This window comes from Microbulbifer maximicatervae (SeqCode), from assembly GCF_056232625.1.
Map to the genome: position 1 here is coordinate 1,836,776 of NZ_CP174324.1, position 19,250 is coordinate 1,856,025.

Sequence of the window (19,250 nt, forward strand, 5' to 3'; positions counted from 1 at the left end):
CACTTGCACGGCAATGAGCTTACTTTGCTCATTGAGTTTGATATAGGCAGGATATTTACTCTATTTGTTTTGGTGAGCATTCTTTATATCTTTCGCGCCGCAAAACAAATTGACCAAGAAAACAAAGAGTTTATTCAGCATGGCAATTATTGTCAATTTGGACGTTATGCTGGTTAAACGTAAAGTCAGCTCGAAATCACTGGCGGCTCAGATTGGAATCACCGAAGCCAACTTATCCCTATTGAAGCGCGGCAAAGTGAAAGGAGTAAGGTTTGATACTTTGGCGGCAACCTGTGAAGCACTTGAGTGTCAGCCTGGCGATATTCTTGAGTTTAAACCAGACGAGTAAGATTATTACGAGAGCCCATTGGGCTCTCTAACACCCGGTTTAACCTCTCTCAGTAGTGAAGCAAGCCATTCACTCCAAGGTAAAATTCGCGTACTGAGCCAGAATACCCGCCCAGGCCTTCTCAATTTCTGGCAGTAAGTCCTGAAACGCGGCTTTCTCTGTCGCAACCCGTAAATCATCAACCGCATCCGAGGTACTCCAAACACTAGCACTCGTACTGTCTGTTGCTGTGGCTTCAGAAATACCGAACAGATACTCGGTGCGGACATCAAAAAATGCTGCCGAGACTGTGGTTGTTACCTTTACCTCCTTGTTCTTTAAAAAACCCAGGGAGATAACATTGAGTGGTGCAAATTTCTGCTCACCGGCATGAAAAGAAGTATCAAAAGTATACACCAGCAAAATATCAGCTTTTAGCCGCGCCGAAGCCTCCCGAAGTGACCGTACTGAGTCTAGATTAGTCGGCAGAAGGATTTTATTAAGCGGCGCTACATTGGATACTGCCGGTAGCTGCGATAAACGAAGAAAATCCCCCTCAGTCTCCACCTCCCGAGTCGTAACAACACTATAGCGACCTGTGCCAAAGCTATTGAGCCGGTAAGATTGGTACCCTGATGCCTGAACTCGGGCAATCGAGATATTTGCAGGGAATGGCGTTGCTGGCTCTTTAGACATCAATTCATTGATATCGGCATCCGCCAGCTCACTCAGATGCACCGAGCCTCCAGGAGTAGTATATGAGGCACAGCCACCCAGAGTGAATAAGGCAGCCAGTAGTAGCACTTTCATACATATATTCATCGGGAATCCCTTTCGAAATTAGGTGAGATATAACGTTATCACAAGGTAACAGGTGGCTATATAGTTACCTGTTAATTCGGGCTAATCCCCACAACTGCTCTTCCCGCTACTCGCCAAACCCTATGCGCACCGCCTATACACAAAATTCCAATCCGCCCGATTTAAAAGGCTATACGCCCAGCACTTTACGAAAAAGCCGGTCAAATTCTGGAAGATCCAACTTTGGCCTTTCCTCTATAGAGTTGGCACCAGATCTATCCAGATTTGCTTGTATCCAGCCATCCAGTTTGCCATCAACGGCTATCAAATCGCCCTCTTCAAGCTCCTTCTTTTTCAAAATCAAACTGGAAAGAATATCCAGAAGCCACTCATTTCCTGTGGAAGGCAACAACTCGGTGTACATATGACTAAAGTCCACAGGAGGAATTTTTTTAAACTCTTTTATATACAGCGCATTAAGCAGTGAGCGCAGCACATAAAGTAACTTCTTGACCTTAATCTCTTTAAAGCCTCGATCATCCTCTCGAACAAACCTGGAGTAATTATTAAACCCCATACTGACATAGTGATGAGCTAATGCTCGCGGCTGCCAGCATTTTAGAGCCAAATCCTGCAGTGCCCCCAAAATATCTTCATTTCTGAAATAGACCTTTGGCGAAAATAGCCACTCGATTAAAGTGGGGTTACTTGCCCTCATTAAAGTTAAAGTCTTCTTAATATCCCAGCCGACCAAGTCCAGTTCATCGCCAAGTTTCTTATCAAATGGAACCTCAACAACATCTCTGGGAGTACCTATAGTGAGATATTGCTGAATATTACGCTTGTAGATAAACCTTACATCCCAGTCACTATCAGGGGATTCAAATCCCCATGCGCGGCTTCCTGACTCACAGGCATAGATAATTTCAATATCTCGCTCTACTTCCAGTGATTTCAGACGGTCCTTTATCAACGATTCCATATACATCCACCTGCTACGTCAAAACAAATCAACTATACCCGAAAAACTCGTTGATTACCCTTAGGAGACCTATCGGTTTACTCTCATAAGAGAGCCATTAGGGCAGCTGTCTCTCTCTCCTAACAACTGAACTAGAAAATGTTAAGCATAAAGCTCCTATAGACTATGATAAGCGCTAAAAAGTGGCTCCCAGGAAGCTAGCTCCATGGACGGAAATCCAAAAGACTCTATCACTGTAAACAACCACTCTATCTCTTATTTCCAGGAGGGGCAGGGAGAACCCATTGTTTTTGTACATGGTGCACTGGCCGATGCTCGTATGTGGCAAGAACACTGCAAAATTCTATCAAATGAATTTAAAGCGATTTCATTCACCCAAAGGCATTTCGGTAACCCGGGTAACCCTTCAGAAGGCCCCTTTGGAATTGATACCCATGCAGAAGACCTAGTAGGGCTGATTGAGGCCCTAGATATAGGCCCTGCCCACCTAGTAGGATGGTCCTATGGTGCCGATGTGAGCTTAAATGCTGCCATAAAGGCACCTAAATTAATCAAAAGTCTGTACCTTTATGAGCCTGGATATCCGGGATACATTGAAAGCAATAACATGGAAGAGTATCGCCGAGATGCTGAATCTATGTTTGCAGAAATTTTTAAAACAACAGCTGAAGGTGAGCTGGATACTGCCGTTAAGCTACTAATCGACGGCTCTGGGAATCAAGCAGGCTACTTCTCTCAGCAACCCCTTAAATATCGTGTACAGCAGCTGGATAATGCCTACACCCTACCTCTGCAGCTTAATCAAACTGAACAACCCGCACTGAACCCAACTAGTCTTTCAGGCATATCTATTCCAGTTTCCGTGGTCTACGGCAGCAATACTCGCCAGCTATTTAGAATTGTATCGCTTGCGGCGAGTACATTAATTCCAGACATCCATCCACAAGAGGTAAGCTCAGCAAATCATATGCTACCTCTGGAAGATCCTGCACGCTTCTGCCAACTTGTGAGAGCGCGCATTACCAATTGCTGTGACCAGCAACCTGTAACTTAATAATAAAGAGCAGGGAAAGAATACCTATAAGGCATGAAAACCAATTGTAGAATTAGTCTCTCGAGTATTCTTTCCCGCTCAGCAGTTAAAAGCCTCTTATTGCTATTCACTACCAATTAAACGCAGGGGGTGGAAATATCACCCCTCAAAGTGCTCTAGTCAGCTTTACAAATCCTTGCGTCTGAATACCAAACTCCCGCTTGGCAGCTGGAACCCTCTTCACAGTGTTCATCTGTTTGACAATAGCACTGACCATCGGGATTGCAGCCAGGAGTTAAATAGTTTTCCAAAGGATCAGCCCCACTTACCCGATTCCAAAAGGGGTTGGAAAATATATTGTTTGGGTCCAACTCTTCTTTAACATCCATAAACTGGGACCACTTGGGGAAACGCTCAGCCATGTCCTCAAAAATAGCGACTGAATTCTTACCCCAATGTGGTCTGGCTCCATACTTCCGGAGAGACATCTGCTCAATTTCCAAATTGACAAAGTAGTTCTTTGGCACAGCTTCACCTCGTTGACGAAGGGTATATTCAATCCCTACAAACGCTGTATCGCGGCCTGCTGTCATCCCTAAATAGCTATCGGAAGCCTTGCCAAAACGGAAATAAATACCATTCAGCGGAAAACAGGTTTTTTCACTATTTGCAATAATCTGGCGGACATCCGCAATCCAGTTGGGCAATTCTTCAAATGGAATCGCGACTTCCTGAAGTGCAATTGGAAGGTTATCCCAGACACATTTATCTGGCTCTTTACATACGAAATGTTGCATCAGGTCCGCATGTCCAGTGGGCTTAATAAACTTTTTCAAGCCTGAATCAACATCCCTGAAATAGGAACTGGAGCGAGCAGTATGGCGAAGAGAAGCTGCAAAACACTGCAATGCGGCACTATCGGCTTCATGAAGGCTATCAAATATCAGCCCAAATAAATATTCGGAGAAGTCTGATACATCTGCCTGGGCATTGTAGGCATTACCCTTAGTCGACAAAGGTACCTTGTTGTAAGTTGTTACGGTATAGCGCCCTAATCCCGGGAACCAGGCAACATTAGCTGAATGATTATCTCGAGCCAAATCAAGAACAACATCCTCCAGCTCATCATCGCTGTGATACCCTTTTACTTTTGCTTGTACTTTATAGCCAGGTTCAACCTCTATGGTCACTTCAACAACTACGCCTAAAACACCTAGGTTTACCCTGGCGGCATTGAGCATCTCACCATTGATTACTCGTAAGTCCCCATTGCCATCAACCAACTTCAATTCGGTGACATAATCAGAGATCATGCTGCTTTTTTGTGTAAAAGTTGAACCGTGAGTACCGCTTCCCAGCATACCGCCTATCGTGAATATGGCCAGCTCTGTCACCATCGGCACACTTAGTTCATGCTCTCGAAGATAAGCGGTAAAATCCCGGAATCTCATACCAGCCTGGACAGTAACCAACAGGTTATCTTTGTCCAGGCTAACGACCTGATCCATATTTTCCAGAGTGATTTGCACCTCTCCATTTCCTGCACAGGCCGCATCAATCTGACTATTGAATCGGCGACTCCCGGTCATCACTTTACGGCCTTGATCCGCTGCATCACGTACTATCTGCTGAACTTCATCAATACTGGTCGGATCATGGATAACACCAGGGAAACAATCCTGAGTATCCTGGTAGTTTTTTAATACCTCAGGCACTTCAATTGGTGGCGGTAGCTGCTCTGCAACACTTGTAGCAGCCATGAAAACGCCCACTATACAAAGAGCTTTTTTACACCACCTCAATAAATGTTTGGATTTGGTTATTATTTCTGCACACATACCTAAACTCCCTTTATTGCATTAACGTAGACTGGTGGATAAATCAACCAAAACGGGGAAGCAGCTCCCCATCGATAATGTCCCGAACATTACTGCTGTGATCAGGCGCCTTACTGCGAAGAAAATCAGCATAATTTGACCGGTAGGCTGATAAAGGGCGACGACCAATGGATGGCACCCACAGTGCATGATTCGTGGTTGCAAATTCCAGTGATCGGTTAGCTAGGATACAAATTGGCCCACCGCTGAGACGTGCCGCATCAAAAATCCAAAACTCTTTACCATTGGAATCGGATGTCGTTGGATATTTGCGTACAACTGCTGCAATCACATAACCGTCGTTCTGGGCCGTGGAGCCCGGGCGGGCCATAAATTGCGGGGTACGCATTACGCAATCTACTGGGAACTGAAAGGCATCCGCAATCTTCATATTGACGCAGTCCATATGAATCAAGGCGGAAGGGCGACTTTCTTCAGGCATATTCCAATAGCCGTAGTGGCGCTCAGGATAATCGCGATATGCCCAGGAAACCCGCATAGATATATGGTCAGGCCTGTAACCCACAGCAGCCCAATAAAGGTGCTCAAAGGTTTCAGGGAACTGGAAGTGCCCACGGTAAGCCGGATCATTCATATCCCAGGAAAGCGCATCATCCCGAATAACCCGGTAATCTTCTTTTATCTCAATAGCTGAATTTGAGTTAACTCGAATCCGGGCACGTACCAAACCTCCAACATCCAGCGGTGCTGCAGGGTATCCGGACAACCACTTGGGTACCAAACCTCCCTTCTGCAGGATTTCAAAGCGAAATAACTGCTCAGATTTATCCATTGCCCCCATATATTGGCCATACAGGGTAATCTCACCCGCATTGTCATCGTAGTTGCAGACAATGTCCGACGTATCAAAGCCGAGCTCCAGGTAATCTGCGATAATAGCATCAGCACCCGGCACCATATCGGCCTTCCGAATAACCCAACACCGGGTCCGGTGTTCTTGAGGTAGAACAATTCGTGTTCCAATAATTCGGGTAGATTCAACTCTCGCTGCAGTTTCAAAGACAATGATATGATTTCGCGTTACTCCAAGAGAGTGTGAGCTTGCAGCAATATAGGCGTTGTTACCCTGACGATCCTGAATGCTCCAACTTTCAAATGCACCCTCTCGATCCCAGCGAATTAATCGAATAAATCCTGAGCTACCAGAATCACCAATATTTCCACCATAGTTGATGGTGATACAGTTACCTGTTTCCAGATCAAAGAAAGGGTGACCGGTGGTCCGAACCTGGGGAAATAGCCACTTTTCTGGGGTTAGATTTTCAAGCAGCGGAGGTAAGCTCGATTTCCATTCATCCACTTCTCCAATAGGGGTTACCATCTCTAGAGTTGTAGCATCAAACTCATAGGGCATACCCCCTTCATAACTCATTGCAAAACGGTTATCTCCCATATAGTTGGGGGCCGTATTGCAGTAGTTCATAAATCCCAGATTCGGGCTTGAGTATATTGTCCCACCTAACAAATTGAATTTATCAAAACCGGTTAAATCCTGCTCCTGCATTATCGCAGACGCGGTACGTATCATTTTTCGGGTATAGGGAATTTCACTGTTATTGCTCCGCCCAGTAAAGTCGAGCCGGGTCAAAGCTCCCTTTCCATTAGGTGTAAGATGGTTGGACGCCAGTGGAATACCCTCAGCCATAAGAAGATGGCCAATAACATCATCAGGTAAGATTCCCTGTATTACACTGAGCACTCCGGAGGAATCTGATAGATCACCAACCATTATTGACTCTGGGAAACTAGAGCCATCCAAAGCATTACTTGTTCCAGCCTTAGCTGATGCCACTCCCATAAGCGGTGATGCAGACATTACACCTGCAGCCTTCAATAGATCTCGACGCTTCATTTTTTATCCCTAAAAAATACGGCCGACAGCTTAACCTGACCATAAAATTAAATTTTTTAATGAAATAATTGGCGCAATTTACACCCAAAGTAAACCTTTAAGCGAAAACCATTTATTATTTTTTATCAAATCAAATCTCCAGAATTTTAACCCCTTAAAATTCACGCTATCAACCTATATACCACAATAAAAATAAACCAAACCAGAAAATAAAACCTATCAAACAGAACAAAAAACAAATACCAGTCAGTCAAGCAAAAAAATATCGATAAGAAATCCGATATCACCCGAATTAGCCACCACATTATTATTATCAACAACAGAATTTAAAATAAATATTAATGATCATTGAATCGCACGATGTTTAATATATCTTTGAGGCATCTCATATATAAACCGCAATAGATAGAAAGCTGCACCAGTCCACACACCCTGAGAGGTACAGCCTGGAGGTAACGGATATACGAACAATTCTATTAGGCAATGAGTGAATGATTATTCATTGATGTTTAATAGTATTGGTATACAATCTTTCACGCACAACTACCCTAAAATTAATTTAAGGTGACATCAATGTTTAGTCATATTATGGTCGGGGCCAACGATATCGAGGAATCAAAGGTATTTTACGATTCCACTTTTGGAATATTGGGTTACAAACCCGGCACTATTGATGATCGTGGCCGCTGCTTCTATTTTAATGACAACGGTATTTTTGCCATCACCAAACCCATCAATGGGGAGCCCGCAAGCCATGGCAACGGCAGCACTATTGGCTTTACAGTAAACAGTTCTGAAGAGGTTGATGCCTGGCATGCTGCAGGTATTGCCAACGGTGGTACCAGCTGCGAAGAGCCTCCAGGCGTACGGGATAGCGCCGTAGGCCCAATCTACCTCGCCTACTTACGAGACCCTGCTGGCAATAAGCTCTGCGCACTGTATAGAGCAAGCTAATTAGGGTTCGCAATCAGGTGCCTCCCTTTACAGGGAGGCGCTGTATAAGTGGACTAATAGAGTAATCAGTCCCAGCGGTTGAAAATAACGTGCATGCCGTGATGATCGTCACTCACGAATACGAAATAGCCGGCGCCAGTATGTGCAGTTGCGCACACCTTCGTCCCCTGGGAAGTCTCAGAACACTGCATTTTGTAGGCTTCAATTCCCGAAGTATCGTATTCACACTGACTGTGTTGGCTGTCAAGAGTTTGCACTAAATCGCGGCTGGTCCTTGCCAATACATAGCGGTAATCACCAAAGTAGCGATAGTTATAGGCATCCAGGTAATATGCCTGGGAATCAATACCCCCTTCCAGAAGCTCGCTATAGCAGAGTTCAGGTCTGGCCATCCACAGAATTTCCTGATCATTCGAAGAATGTATTTCTGGCCAATTCTGTTGATCATGCTGAGAGAGTACTACGTTGGTTGAATCAACATAGTCTTTCACAATGACGTAATCACCTTCATCACTTTCTATTCTGCAAACCGGTGCACCGCCAATAAAATTATCACACTGAACCATATCCAGGCTGACTTGAGTTGTCTCCCCGGCACAGTCTTCTGCAAAGCTTTCAGCCCAGTATTGCACAGCCTTAACTGCATACTCTCGAGAGTCTTCTATTTCATAATAGAAGTCTGAAAAGATGCGATAAACATCGCGATCATTAGTATTACTTGCAGAAGCTGCTACAGAACACTGACTAAACTTAGGCAGTTCAAAAGTCTGTTCTGCTTGAGCGGGAACCGCACCGGCAATAGCAATCGCTGCTGTAAAAGTGGCAAGAGTTTTCATTAGATGTCCTCCGTGAACAATCATCCTAAAAGGGACGCGGATTCTAGCAGAGGAAAAAAAACTATCAAAAGCAGTGTAACGATATGAAAGTTCAGGTACCTTCTTCCAAGGTTGTGAATATCTGAATAATATTAATTATCGGTATGAGTGAGTTAACTCGATAAAACGTTCCAGCTGAAATCCGGCCTCAGTCTTCCCTCCATCTTTACTTTCAAGCGGCCAACCACAATTCACCCGCACACAATCACCGTAGAGATCAAGCGTGCTGAAATCTGCACCGCCCAGCAAGACTATATTTTCTTCGGAAGCCATACGGCAAAGACTCCGACTATCCAACCCTGGGATCTGCAACCAAATCACCATTCCTCCATGGGGATCACTGATGCGCGATTCATCGGGCAAGGATGAACTTAAGTAGTTGCGATAGGATGCGACCTGCAAGGAAAGTTTTTGCCTGAGCCCTTGTACATGACGGGAGTATTGGTTGGTACCGATGAAATTAGCTACCGCTAATTGGACGGGCAAGTTCACACCGAAACTTTCGGTAAATCGATAGCGTTCATATTGTTTTCGATACCTTCCTGGTAAGCACCACCCCAGTCGATAGCCTGCGCTCAATGTCTTGGAGATAGAGCCACACCAAAGCACATACCCGCTCCGGTCCCAGTAGCGCACGGGCATGGGCAGTCTTCTTTGAAATCCGAGCTCCAAATACACATCATCCTCGACAATTGGAATCCGATATTTACCAGCCAGTGCGGCCAGGTTCTCTTTCTGCTCCGAGCTCAGGGACACACCCGTAGGATTCATATGACTGCTGCTAAAAAGACCCGCTTGGACCAGTCCCTGCTGCATATAGCGCTCTAGCTGTGCGAGGTCTAAGCCGTTTTCAACAGTCGGTATCTCAACAACTTTTCGCCCCATCAACGCCAACAGATTAAGAAGACCGTTGTAACAAGGAGAACTGATCGCAACCGCATCACCGGGCTTAGTCGTAATGGCAATCGCTGTGCGGACGGCATCCATACAACCATTCGTCACTACTAATTCATTGGCAGAGAAATGCAAATCATAACTGGCAAAGTGTGCGCTAAGCGCACTGCACAAAAGCGGCTCCCCTGAGGAAACCGGATAGCCATGCATACTGGCGCCAGCCTCTCGGGTTGCCCGCCGCATACTGCGCTCCAGGGAATCTAACGGCAATAGCTCTGGAGATAAAGACGCAACACCCAATGGCCCTGTTCCCAACCCACGGAAATAGCAATCGTGATTTACTGGATCTGTTGTTCGGCAGGTGAATGCGGGCATTATGGGAGGCGGGTTACTGCTGGGAGGAACTGAGGCAAAGAATCCAGATTGCGGTCGAACCTTCGCCCAGCCGAGTTCCTCCAGCAAGTAGTAGGTGCTTTGGGCTGTTGTCAGGCTGACTTCGTTTTGTGCAGCGAACCGCCTGAGGGACGGTAGTTTATGACCACTTGGTATTCTCCCTGACTGAATATCCTCTATACAGCGTTCGGCAAGCTCTTTATACCGCACCTATCCCCTCTCCGATTCCGTCTCCGCCCAAACTGTATACCTATTTTATACAAAAATTGCATCTGTATACCTTTTTTCATTTCCTGGATAGTTAGCCCCGAGACAAATTGGAGGGGCTGATGCGGTACTCGGATTTATTACTTGGTGTGCTACTAATGGCAATGTGGGGATTCAACTTCATTGTTATTCAGATGGGAACGGAAGATCTGGACCCACTCCTTCTGGTGGCTTTACGCTTTTCTTTGGCAGCCTTTCCGGCAGTGCTTTTCGTTTCCAGGCCGACTGTCAGCTGGAAGTACGTTCTGGCCTACAGCCTGACTTTTGGCTGTGGGGTTTGGGGGATGGCCACCTGGGCAATCTCTAGTGGACTCTCTGCGGGAATGGCCTCACTTCTTTTGCAAGTAAATGTTGCGATTAGCTTACTATTTGGCTGGGTATTCCTAAAAGAGAAGATTATCCCGCAGAAAGCTCTTGGGGCTCTACTTGCCTTGGGAGGGCTGTTGCTAAGTTTGATGGTTGAAGATGGCACTGTGCCCCTTATCAGTATTGCACTTATCCTAATAGCGGCTACCAGCTGGAGCATCAGTGGGCTCATTGTAAAGGCCAGTGGCACACAGCAAGTATTTAGCTTTATTGTCTGGGGGCTATTTTTTGCACCGTTACCACTGTTCGCTGCTACCTATATTAAAAATGGTGCGGATATATTTTATGAAATTCAAAACAACCTTAGTGGAAAGTTAATTTTCTCCATATTGTTTCAGGCCTACCCAACCACTCTGCTGGGATACTGGTTCTGGAACCGGTTAATCGTTAAGTACCCGCTGTCTACTGTTGCGCCTTTAGGTTTACTCTGCCCCGTTTTTGGACTCTTTTTCAGTTGGTTATTAACTGGCGAATCGATTGGTTCAGAAAAGTTAATGGCCGCTATTATGATTTTCTCTGGGCTGGCACTTGGTATTGTTCATTTTCGCCAGAGCTTTAAGATGCTAAGAAACTCACGGATTTTTGGCATGTTAAACATATCGCGATGAACAAGTATCCAAGTTGAGACTTGCCAGCTTTCAGGCGTAGGAATCTCAATAATGTCTTCAAATTTTTTAGCCAGGATTCTCGGCATGGCGCCAATACCGCAGCCTGAAAGCACTGCCTGGTTAAGAATTTGCTGACTGGAAGCAGTCAGCACAATCTTTTGATCGGGAATATGATTATAAATCCATTCATTCCAGCCAAAGTGTAACGGGCGATCACCTAGAGCCAGAAACCTGTGCTCTAGGTGATTACTTTTGTCGGGAAGCCCATACTCTTCAATATAGGATTTGTGTGCATAGAAAACGAATTCTGTTGTGAAAAATGGCAGCACGATATTATCAGGTGTCGTTGGTTTCACACCGACACGAATTGCAATATCAGCTTCACCGTACTCTAGGTTAAAATTGCGCAGGTCCCCGATTAAATTGACAAGCATACCTGGGTGCTGGGCCTGGTACTGCCTAATGAGCGGCATCAACAAGTCTACCATTTCGCCGACAGAGGTGATGGTGAGGTTGCCTTGCAAATTCTGCTCTTTGCTTTGTAACCGCGAGGACAACTGAGAAAAATGGCTGTCCGTGACCGCTCCCAGTCGCATAACCTCCAGCCCCGCCTCCGTTGGAATATAGCCTTTGTCATTGCGCTGAAATAGTACAACCCCAAGGCTCTCCTCCAGTACATTAATATGGCGCATCACGGTGGATCTATGAATACCAATCTCCTGGGCTGTTGCACTCAGAGTGCCTAGCTTGGCCAGCTTATAAGCGGTCCTTAACTCAGTCCATTTATCCATTATTTACCTCAAGCCCCCCATGCTCAGCATGTGCAAATATGCACATCAGAGTCTCATAATCACACATTCACAGCATATTCGCTACACCATAAAATGGATTCAAATGACCTGTACACCCTCTAATGGTTGAAAAATATGGTAATTAAAGCGGAAGTATTGATAGTAGGCGGTGGTTTCGCCGGTGTGTCTGTCGCGCAAGCACTGGAAAGACATGGGCTCCATACCATTCTGGTAGACAAAAAAAATTATTTCGAAGTCACTTTTGCCACCTTGCGCAATGTAACCGATCCATCCAGCACCGGGAATCAAGCGCGCAAGTACTATAGAGACTTTTTCTATGGCCACTTCATTCAGGGAGATGTAATTGAAATGTCTGCGAAATCAGCGCGTTTGGCAGATGGAACAGAGTTACATTTCAACAGTGCCATACTCGCCTCCGGCACCCGATATCCGAGCATGCCGTTAGCCAAATCCCTTTCAGCAATGGATATTCAATCTCGGAACCAAGAACTGTTGGACGAGCACCGGCGACTGAAACAAGCAAGGAAGGTCATCGTGATAGGAGGAGGAGTCGTTGGTGTCGAATTGGCGGGAGAGATCGCACACGCTATGCCGAGAACTCAAGTAATTCTGGCACACAATAAAGAGGTCTTATTGGACAACTTCAAGCCTAAAGCACAGATCAAAGCCCAGAAACAATTAGAGAATTTAGGTGTAGAAATTCAGTTTAACAGCCGCTACCAATATCAGAATGGCTGCTATATCGATCTCAACAGCGGCCAAGCCAGCGATGCAGACCTGGTTTTTGAAGCGACTGGTGTGCTACCCAACAATGATTACCTTAAACCGCACTTAGCGCATATCCTTAATGAGCAGGGATTTGTGAAAGTCGATAACAGACTTCAAGTTATTGACGAACCAAGCTTGTATGCACTCGGAGACATTGCAGATATTGGTGAGGCCAAACTGGGCTACCTCGCCTCTCAGCAAGGTGAATACCTGGCAAAGGCCATCGCCAGAAATAGAAAAGGAAAAAGTACCAAAAGCTATAAACGAAACCCACTAATGGCACTAGTTCCCATTGGCCAGAAGCAAGGATTAGTACAGTTACCTTTCGCAGTAACAACCTGCAACCACCTCGTTCGGTTGAAGCAGAAAGACCTATTCATTAATAAGGTTTATCGTGGATTTGGCACTCAGCCAAATGCCCGGCTCTCTTAGTTCGGGCTAACTATTGTAAGTAGCTATTAATGCAGTTAACGATATGATTCTATTTTAGCCAACTGTATAAATACAAAAAATAAAATCATAAAGTGAGCATTATCAAGGACAAAAACTCACAAGTACTAACCAGGTTTATTACTTTTTTCCCTCACCAGCCAGTAGGAAACTCCCAGGGCGATAGTCACCAGGGCAATACCGACTATTTGCTCCGCGTTAACAAATTTTAAGTCGAGCACAATAACCTTCCGAGCTACAGCCATTAAGGCTGTAGCCAATACCAATTGCACCGGTATCACATTTGTACCCAGGTAGAGTCGGATATTAGTGAAAATTTCAATGGCAATAAGAACTGCGAGAAAGGCCCCAAAAGTCTCGAGGATATCTTCCATATCCAGCAATAGGAATGGCGTCTCCATTAGCCTTTCATAAAGTACATAGACGACATCCGCAATGGTCCAGAATATGACCAACACCATAAGAATGGCGAGAAATTTAACGGCATATTTTATTGCTCGATGTAATTGGTTGATCAGGGGATCAGCATGATCCTCATGTATCTCGTCATATTTCATGGGCTTCGCTCTGCCGATTGATACCGCACATTGCTTGAGTTCGACTATAGGCGAAATCCCCGTATTCAGCCGAGAGAGCTTCCTTTAGTGAGCGAGTAGTAAGAGGAATCCCGGTAGCATATTCACCGCCGGGATATTGTGAGTCGTTAAGGTAGGCAGGCTGCGTTAGAGAAGAAATACTTTACTTCGTAGTCACTACAATCCTCTGTTGCACAAAAGAAGCGGTAATTAGTGCCGATATCGCCTATATGCATGCTTTCGCCGGTTAAGGAATAATCCAACTTCGTATCAACAACCCTTGCCTCAATACCAGCAACATCACTGACAGCACAGCTATTGCTTATATTTCCCGCTGACTTGTGTTCGTTAAAGCTCTCATAATCAATGCCACCTGAGGAGGGATCATCCAGGTCCAGCCACTCGGTTGCGTAGTACCCTGGATTTACCAAGCTGTTGGACAACTTGTGCACGCCCAAAGCATTGATTTCATCACCGTGGCGCCCGTGGAAAGCAAAAATTTGCTGGGATGAAGTGGAAGAATAAGTTGTACAAGTCCCCTGCTGAGTCCCCCCGGAAATAGATGAGCCATTGCTCGACGTCAATTTAAGGTAGTAAACACTGCCCGTTTCATGTTTTTCATCGTCGACACAAATCTTAACGTCATCCAGATACTCGCTGCTGGCGGAGTTAAAACTCAGCACACTCCCCATCGAGCCACCGTCTCCATCACCGTATTCAATACAGTATTCATGATCACTGGCTATGGCATGGCTTAGGGATTGCTTAAATTCATAGCAAGCTTTAAAACCGTCAATTCGACCACCGGAACGAATCTGGACAGATTTCAGATTCATAGTACCGCTGCCGAGTAGCTTACGTTTTACCAGGTCGATTGAATCAAACGCATCACCTCCGGTACCACCCACAACATCTTTTTTGATATAACCAAAATCCGAGTAGCTGTCTTGGTTGGCGATCCAGAACCCATCAAATGGTTCGTAGTAATTCACCCACACCGAGGTAGTTACACCTTCCGAATTCCTCTTGGCATAGAGAGCGGCATTTTCCAAAGCGTTATAAGGCATTCCATAGCGATAGCCATCGGCTTCACAGACGGAGTAACCTTCACTCCAGGTTCCCGATGTACTGCTAATGTGCCAGTTTCGCTCGTCGTCCACACAGGCAAACACTCGCTCCGTACTACAGCTATAGTCGCGAATTTCTCCGTCATTACTTAACCAGGCGCAACTATTGCTGCCACTGGGAGAGTCATTCCGCCAAGACCACGTAAAATCTTCAATCTGGGGAGCTTTAGAAGCACCTATAGTGGTCGCATTGGCCTCCACCAGCGCCAACTCAAGCATGTTATACCCAGATACTGCTTTCTCCAGGATCTCACTGCCGGAATACTTGATGTCATCCTTGCTATATTCGGTTGTTGCATCCAAGGCGACACTTAAATTCCCATTGTTGTAGTGGCTGGTTGCGCTGGCATTACCGTCGATATCTGCTGTTAACTGGCTGGAATTTTGTGCAAGTGGCTCATTGGAAGTGAGGTTTCCAGATGCATCCATCTCATCCACACCGATCCAGACATTGCGTCTGAATTTCGATGTGTTTGACTCGTCATGGTAATCACACAGATTGTTATCACCAGTGTGCGGATACTCTCTGGGCACCTGAATAAATAGGATAACGTTGCGTCCCGCATCCAACACATCCTGTTTAGTCAGTGTTTGCGCCGGTAGGGAGGCGCAATCATCTTCTGTATAGCCCCAGTCGGTAGGCTTAAATACCAGATCCCCCAACCTGCTTTCAATTTTCTCACCAATCTTATTGCGGAAGTTCTGGTGGTAATCAGAATCGTAAGCCTCAAACTTTAGGAATATGACTTCATCGTTATTATCTTCAAGAAAATCCTTAATCTCATCCAGCCCATCCCCCAGCGTTGCAGCTGTACCAAACATATAAATACACATAGTGGCCTCTTCCAGGCCCATATGACACAGGTGCGGTGTTGAGCTGAAACTGGAAGCAGGGTAAGTATCATATTCGACCAGACGTATTCCCCGACTGAATAATTTCTCCGGCGCGTACCACTGGTTTACATCGGTATATACACCCTGATCCCACTGATAGGATGCATAGGCATTATGCGCTCCCGCCCACAAGGTCTTTGATAAGGGAGCCTTTGTATCAATCTGCCCCTGTAAATCCAGGCGCTTCACTTTATCATCGCTAGCATCAATTTCGCCGACAACAGACATCGAAAAACTCAAAAGCAAACTTGATACCAAACCAATTGTTTTATGCATTATTCTTTTCCTGATAAGTATCCTGATAGTTACCGCTAAAATAAAAATCCCAGTAAGTATTTCCCCTCAGTTGAATTGACCAATTGGAACAAGCGTACACACCTGTCGTGAACCGCTAAATTACAACAGTACTGACTGGTCAATTTTAGTCATTTACCCTACTTTACATTTTCATAATTTGCGCACTTTTCAGTACTGACAAACATCCATCTCCGAATTAAACATTCATAAAACTATCCGCTAGCGGGGGGCGCAAAATAGTAGCTACAGAGCATGACCAATCAGTTACGAGCTTAAGGTAGTTATGTAAACTTCTGCCATTTGTAACAGGGCCAACATAAATGACAGACCAAATGTCCCTCCAGTATTTAGGGTTCAATCACAACCTTGGAAGTAATATCACGCACGTTAAATCTTCTGGTTTAGGAGCAGAGTTTGGGCATCTAATTCATCTTTTCAGATTATTGATAGTTTCAAAATATAATTGGGACAAACCTTAAAAGAGTCGGCATCACACTCTTCAGCTAACATCGATAAAAAAATAGACGACAAGAAATCTTCTCCTTAAGGCGTAGAGTTGATTTAAAGCTAAGCCGGATTCAGGATATAAGAAGAATACAACTTAGATATTTATACTTACCAAACAATGAATTGAGCACCCAAGGAGTGGTAGGCTTATTGAAATATTACATTCATAGAACAAATAGAAACTTATAATTTCCGCCCCAGGAAAGCAGCCTTATCAAGGAGAGAGAATGAAAAGCAAGGCACTTATCATACTGAGTAGTATTCTTATCGCCTCATGTGGATCTATGCGACCGCAAAATGCAAGCAATTATCAGCAAGACCTGATCACCCCAGAAGAAACAGATAACTTTGTACTCACCGAAAGCAGCACCTTCGATGAACCCATGCTGGGAATTGCCCTAAAGTACGATAATAAGCAGTATCCTACCGATATTATCAATGTCTATGTATACCCTATCGATAGCATCACATGGGAAAATACAGATGAAATCATCTCCATTGAAATGGGCGATATCATAGATGAAGTTGACTTTGCTATAGAGCAAGGGCATTACAAGTCAAGATCACCAGAGACTATTGAAAATTTCAGTTTTAAAATCGGTGAAAAGCTATATTCTGGAAAAAAGTCATCCTTCACACTTACCAACAGAAACGATGCTGAATACTTCTCAAATAGCTATGTTTTTATCGATAAGGATAAATATATAAAGTTCAGAACCAGCTTCGACAGCAGAGCGACCGTAGAATGGAATGGCGACTCAGCAGTGAAAGAAATACTGCCTGAAATAGTTGTTCCCGACGAATCTGCGTACATGAAGAACCTGAGAGCGGAACACCAAAAAGAAATCACTAAGAATCTGATAAAATCACTATTCCAAGCTTCTCAAGAACCACAACCTAACACAGAGTAATTTCTCAACTAACTTAATAGCAATTGCGACAAATCCGACTCTGTAAGAGCTGATGGCTACTAGGTGCCGCTTAGCACCAGAGAATTGCAAGCGGCACGCTTTAACTGAAGTCTCCTGTACTTCAACGGCATGAAAGCACACTTCTTCCCCCATTGGCAGGAGATTAGCCCTAGACATCTCCAATTCAGATTTTTAAACAAATCTCACTAAAACCCACTCCAACTGGCGAATAAATTTCTCAGGTGGTTGAGATAATACTGGCACTTCGGCGTCTATGATTAAGGAGGCACTAAGGAAAGGAAATTCGAATCATGAGCAAAATCCTGCCTCCAATTCTTGCTCTTCTGCTCGCCGCATTTGTTTTAGGCGCGCAAGCCAACAACTATGTCAGTAAGGATAGTCAAGCCACTTCGCCTCTCGGATGTATCAGTGCCACATCAGTACTATCTACCCATACACCGACAGATATTACTGCTGCCGCCAAAACATGTACCGAACAATCCAAATTTGATGAGGCAGCTGAGTTGTTAATGGTTGCCAGTGCCTTTGCTTATTTCGACACACAGAGGGTTAGCGACAAAACCGGGCACAATGTATTAAGAGTGATTTTCAATAAAAAATTTAATTCGATGCCAGAGGGAGATCGAAAAAAACTATTCGCCAGCATTAACTCTCTTGATCAGGGCGGCGCAAGGAAGCTGGAAGTTTGTAATTATTTGACAGCCTCAAAGCCGCCATCCTATATACCAAGCTATATGATTTCCCATGGGTTAAGAAAATTTACAGGCGTTACTGAAGCCCCCCTGATAAAAGATTTTGATGCCGATCAAAGCTGGTTAAACTCAATGGTGTTTGTCAAATGCCGCAGTTAATCGGTATCTTGTTGCATAGAGACGAAATACCTATATCAGGCTCACCTTTGGGCTGAATATAAGCATCCAAGGCAGTAAAGATTCCCACGACGTAAATACTGGCCATCTAGATGGTCTCAAACATATTCGGCCACCGCAAGTCTGGCATTTCCCTGACACTTGGCTAAATCGCCACCTCAAGAGCTCCCTTTGCCACTATTTACCAAGCGCAAAGTTTCAGGCATGATTTTCCCATAGCCGAAATTTTCTCTAATCGGATTAATGGGAAGAACTGTGAAAGAAAACGGAATGCTCTTTTTATTTTGTGGAAAGATGGGCGCAGGAAAAAGTACAAAAGCTGCGGAGATAGCACAAACTACAGGAGCTATTCTTATTTCCGAAGATGAGTGGCTGTCTAATTTATATCCCCATGAGATCTGCTCACTCTCCACTTACATAGAGTATTCTGCAAGATTAAAACCAATGATCAAGTCACATACTCAGAATATCTTAAGGAGTGGCATCTCGGTAGTACTGGATTTTCCCGGCAATACAAGAAAACAAAGATCTTGGTTCAAAGAGATATTTCTGGATAACCTCTTTCCCCATCAATTAATCTATCTTAAAGCCGATGATAAATTATGTTTACAGCAAATTGCCCAAAGGCAAAAATCACATCCAGAACGAGCCGCCTTTGATACCCCTGAGACCTTCAAACAAGTTAATAAGTACTTTGAAGAACCTTGCCAGTCAGAGGGATTCAATATTGAGGTAGTCCATCAGGGAGGCATTTAAACGTACCCACTC

At 44.8% G+C, this 19,250-nt stretch carries 17 protein-coding genes; 8 read left to right on the top strand and 9 right to left on the bottom strand.

Features of this window, described 5'->3' with window-relative positions; translation table 11 throughout:
- The first annotated feature begins 139 nt into the window (after positions 1-139).
- Positions 140-349 carry a helix-turn-helix domain-containing protein gene (locus ACJJI6_RS07965; protein ID WP_282933269.1) on the top strand — a complete coding sequence of 70 codons (210 nt, stop codon included), beginning with the start codon at positions 140-142 and terminating at the stop codon, positions 347-349.
- 69 nt (positions 350-418) lie between these two features.
- On the opposite strand, the gene ACJJI6_RS07970 is transcribed toward ACJJI6_RS07965, so the two are convergent.
- Both ACJJI6_RS07970 and ACJJI6_RS07975 read right to left on the bottom strand, forming a co-directional pair.
- Positions 419-1,138: a hypothetical protein gene (locus tag ACJJI6_RS07970; RefSeq protein ID WP_282933270.1), complete on the bottom strand. Its 720-nt coding sequence runs from the start codon at positions 1,136-1,138 to the stop codon at positions 419-421.
- A 181-nt stretch (positions 1,139-1,319) separates the two neighbouring features.
- Positions 1,320-2,111, bottom strand: a complete 792-nt coding sequence (locus ACJJI6_RS07975; RefSeq protein WP_444894214.1) for a nucleotidyltransferase domain-containing protein — start codon at positions 2,109-2,111, stop codon at positions 1,320-1,322.
- A gap of 205 nt (positions 2,112-2,316) precedes the next feature.
- On the opposite strand from ACJJI6_RS07975, the gene ACJJI6_RS07980 reads away from it, so the two are divergent.
- Positions 2,317-3,165, top strand: coding sequence for an alpha/beta fold hydrolase (locus ACJJI6_RS07980; RefSeq protein WP_475713073.1), 849 nt, complete (start codon positions 2,317-2,319; stop codon positions 3,163-3,165).
- A gap of 155 nt (positions 3,166-3,320) precedes the next feature.
- Here ACJJI6_RS07980 and ACJJI6_RS07985 read toward each other — a convergent pair whose 3' ends face one another.
- Together ACJJI6_RS07985 and ACJJI6_RS07990 are read right to left on the bottom strand one after the other, a co-directional pair.
- Positions 3,321-4,904, bottom strand: a complete 1,584-nt coding sequence (locus tag ACJJI6_RS07985; RefSeq protein WP_475713074.1) for a D-arabinono-1,4-lactone oxidase — start codon at positions 4,902-4,904, stop codon at positions 3,321-3,323.
- Between the two features lie 121 nt (positions 4,905-5,025).
- A complete protein-coding gene (locus tag ACJJI6_RS07990) occupies positions 5,026-6,894 on the bottom strand; it encodes a carotenoid oxygenase family protein (RefSeq protein WP_475713075.1) in 1,869 nt (622 codons plus the stop codon).
- 573 nt (positions 6,895-7,467) lie between these two features.
- On the opposite strand from ACJJI6_RS07990, the gene ACJJI6_RS07995 reads away from it, so the two are divergent.
- Complete coding sequence (locus ACJJI6_RS07995) at positions 7,468-7,848, top strand: VOC family protein (protein WP_413665310.1); 381 nt, start codon at positions 7,468-7,470, stop codon at positions 7,846-7,848.
- Between the two features lie 65 nt (positions 7,849-7,913).
- On the opposite strand, the gene ACJJI6_RS08000 is transcribed toward ACJJI6_RS07995, so the two are convergent.
- Together ACJJI6_RS08000 and ACJJI6_RS08005 are read right to left on the bottom strand one after the other, a co-directional pair.
- Entirely contained in the window at positions 7,914-8,684 is a 771-nt protein-coding gene (locus tag ACJJI6_RS08000; protein ID WP_475713076.1) for a hypothetical protein, read from the bottom strand.
- Positions 8,685-8,819: 135 nt separating this feature from the next.
- Positions 8,820-10,220 (bottom strand): aminotransferase-like domain-containing protein, encoded by a 1,401-nt coding sequence (locus tag ACJJI6_RS08005; protein ID WP_475713077.1) that lies wholly within the window; start codon positions 10,218-10,220, stop codon positions 8,820-8,822.
- A 119-nt stretch (positions 10,221-10,339) separates the two neighbouring features.
- Here ACJJI6_RS08005 and ACJJI6_RS08010 point away from each other — a divergent pair, with 119 nt between their 5' ends.
- Positions 10,340-11,251 (top strand): EamA family transporter, encoded by a 912-nt coding sequence (locus ACJJI6_RS08010; RefSeq protein ID WP_444932834.1) that lies wholly within the window; start codon positions 10,340-10,342, stop codon positions 11,249-11,251.
- Here the strand turns inward: ACJJI6_RS08010 and ACJJI6_RS08015 are convergent.
- Entirely contained in the window at positions 11,182-12,042 is an 861-nt protein-coding gene (locus tag ACJJI6_RS08015) for a LysR family transcriptional regulator (RefSeq protein WP_475713078.1), read from the bottom strand. The genes ACJJI6_RS08010 and ACJJI6_RS08015 overlap by 70 nt on opposite strands.
- 135 nt (positions 12,043-12,177) lie before the next feature.
- On the opposite strand from ACJJI6_RS08015, the gene ACJJI6_RS08020 reads away from it, so the two are divergent.
- Positions 12,178-13,263 carry an NAD(P)/FAD-dependent oxidoreductase gene (locus ACJJI6_RS08020; RefSeq protein WP_475713079.1) on the top strand — a complete coding sequence of 362 codons (1,086 nt, stop codon included), beginning with the start codon at positions 12,178-12,180 and terminating at the stop codon, positions 13,261-13,263.
- A 125-nt stretch (positions 13,264-13,388) separates the two neighbouring features.
- Here the strand turns inward: ACJJI6_RS08020 and ACJJI6_RS08025 are convergent, their stop codons facing one another.
- Both ACJJI6_RS08025 and ACJJI6_RS08030 read right to left on the bottom strand, forming a co-directional pair.
- Complete coding sequence (locus tag ACJJI6_RS08025; RefSeq protein WP_413665304.1) at positions 13,389-13,838, bottom strand: phosphate-starvation-inducible PsiE family protein; 450 nt, start codon at positions 13,836-13,838, stop codon at positions 13,389-13,391.
- A 146-nt stretch (positions 13,839-13,984) separates the two neighbouring features.
- Positions 13,985-16,153: a jacalin-like lectin gene (locus ACJJI6_RS08030; protein ID WP_475713080.1), complete on the bottom strand. Its 2,169-nt coding sequence runs from the start codon at positions 16,151-16,153 to the stop codon at positions 13,985-13,987.
- Positions 16,154-16,908: 755 nt separating this feature from the next.
- On the opposite strand from ACJJI6_RS08030, the gene ACJJI6_RS08035 reads away from it, so the two are divergent.
- From ACJJI6_RS08035 to ACJJI6_RS08045, 3 genes are all read left to right on the top strand, one after another.
- Positions 16,909-17,592 (top strand): hypothetical protein, encoded by a 684-nt coding sequence (locus tag ACJJI6_RS08035; RefSeq protein WP_444957349.1) that lies wholly within the window; start codon positions 16,909-16,911, stop codon positions 17,590-17,592.
- A gap of 311 nt (positions 17,593-17,903) precedes the next feature.
- Positions 17,904-18,464 (top strand): hypothetical protein, encoded by a 561-nt coding sequence (locus ACJJI6_RS08040; protein ID WP_413665301.1) that lies wholly within the window; start codon positions 17,904-17,906, stop codon positions 18,462-18,464.
- Positions 18,465-18,737: 273 nt separating this feature from the next.
- Positions 18,738-19,238 (top strand): P-loop nucleotide/nucleoside kinase family protein, encoded by a 501-nt coding sequence (locus tag ACJJI6_RS08045; protein ID WP_475713081.1) that lies wholly within the window; start codon positions 18,738-18,740, stop codon positions 19,236-19,238.
- Positions 19,239-19,250 lie beyond the last annotated feature (12 nt).

Coding starts and splice junctions, on each gene's coding strand:
- ACJJI6_RS07965 (WP_282933269.1), top strand. CDS start 140: ATGGCAATTATTGTCAATTTGGACGTTATGCTGGTTAAACGTAAAGTC.
- ACJJI6_RS07970 (WP_282933270.1), bottom strand. CDS start 1,138: ATGAAAGTGCTACTACTGGCTGCCTTATTCACTCTGGGTGGCTGTGCC.
- ACJJI6_RS07975 (WP_444894214.1), bottom strand. CDS start 2,111: ATGGAATCGTTGATAAAGGACCGTCTGAAATCACTGGAAGTAGAGCGA.
- ACJJI6_RS07980 (WP_475713073.1), top strand. CDS start 2,317: ATGGACGGAAATCCAAAAGACTCTATCACTGTAAACAACCACTCTATC.
- ACJJI6_RS07985 (WP_475713074.1), bottom strand. CDS start 4,904: ATGGCTGCTACAAGTGTTGCAGAGCAGCTACCGCCACCAATTGAAGTG.
- ACJJI6_RS07990 (WP_475713075.1), bottom strand. CDS start 6,894: ATGAAGCGTCGAGATCTATTGAAGGCTGCAGGTGTAATGTCTGCATCA.
- ACJJI6_RS07995 (WP_413665310.1), top strand. CDS start 7,468: ATGTTTAGTCATATTATGGTCGGGGCCAACGATATCGAGGAATCAAAG.
- ACJJI6_RS08000 (WP_475713076.1), bottom strand. CDS start 8,684: ATGAAAACTCTTGCCACTTTTACAGCAGCGATTGCTATTGCCGGTGCG.
- ACJJI6_RS08010 (WP_444932834.1), top strand. CDS start 10,340: ATGCGGTACTCGGATTTATTACTTGGTGTGCTACTAATGGCAATGTGG.
- ACJJI6_RS08015 (WP_475713078.1), bottom strand. CDS start 12,042: ATGGATAAATGGACTGAGTTAAGGACCGCTTATAAGCTGGCCAAGCTA.
- ACJJI6_RS08020 (WP_475713079.1), top strand. CDS start 12,178: ATGGTAATTAAAGCGGAAGTATTGATAGTAGGCGGTGGTTTCGCCGGT.
- ACJJI6_RS08025 (WP_413665304.1), bottom strand. CDS start 13,838: ATGAAATATGACGAGATACATGAGGATCATGCTGATCCCCTGATCAAC.
- ACJJI6_RS08030 (WP_475713080.1), bottom strand. CDS start 16,153: ATGCATAAAACAATTGGTTTGGTATCAAGTTTGCTTTTGAGTTTTTCG.
- ACJJI6_RS08035 (WP_444957349.1), top strand. CDS start 16,909: ATGAAAAGCAAGGCACTTATCATACTGAGTAGTATTCTTATCGCCTCA.
- ACJJI6_RS08040 (WP_413665301.1), top strand. CDS start 17,904: ATGAGCAAAATCCTGCCTCCAATTCTTGCTCTTCTGCTCGCCGCATTT.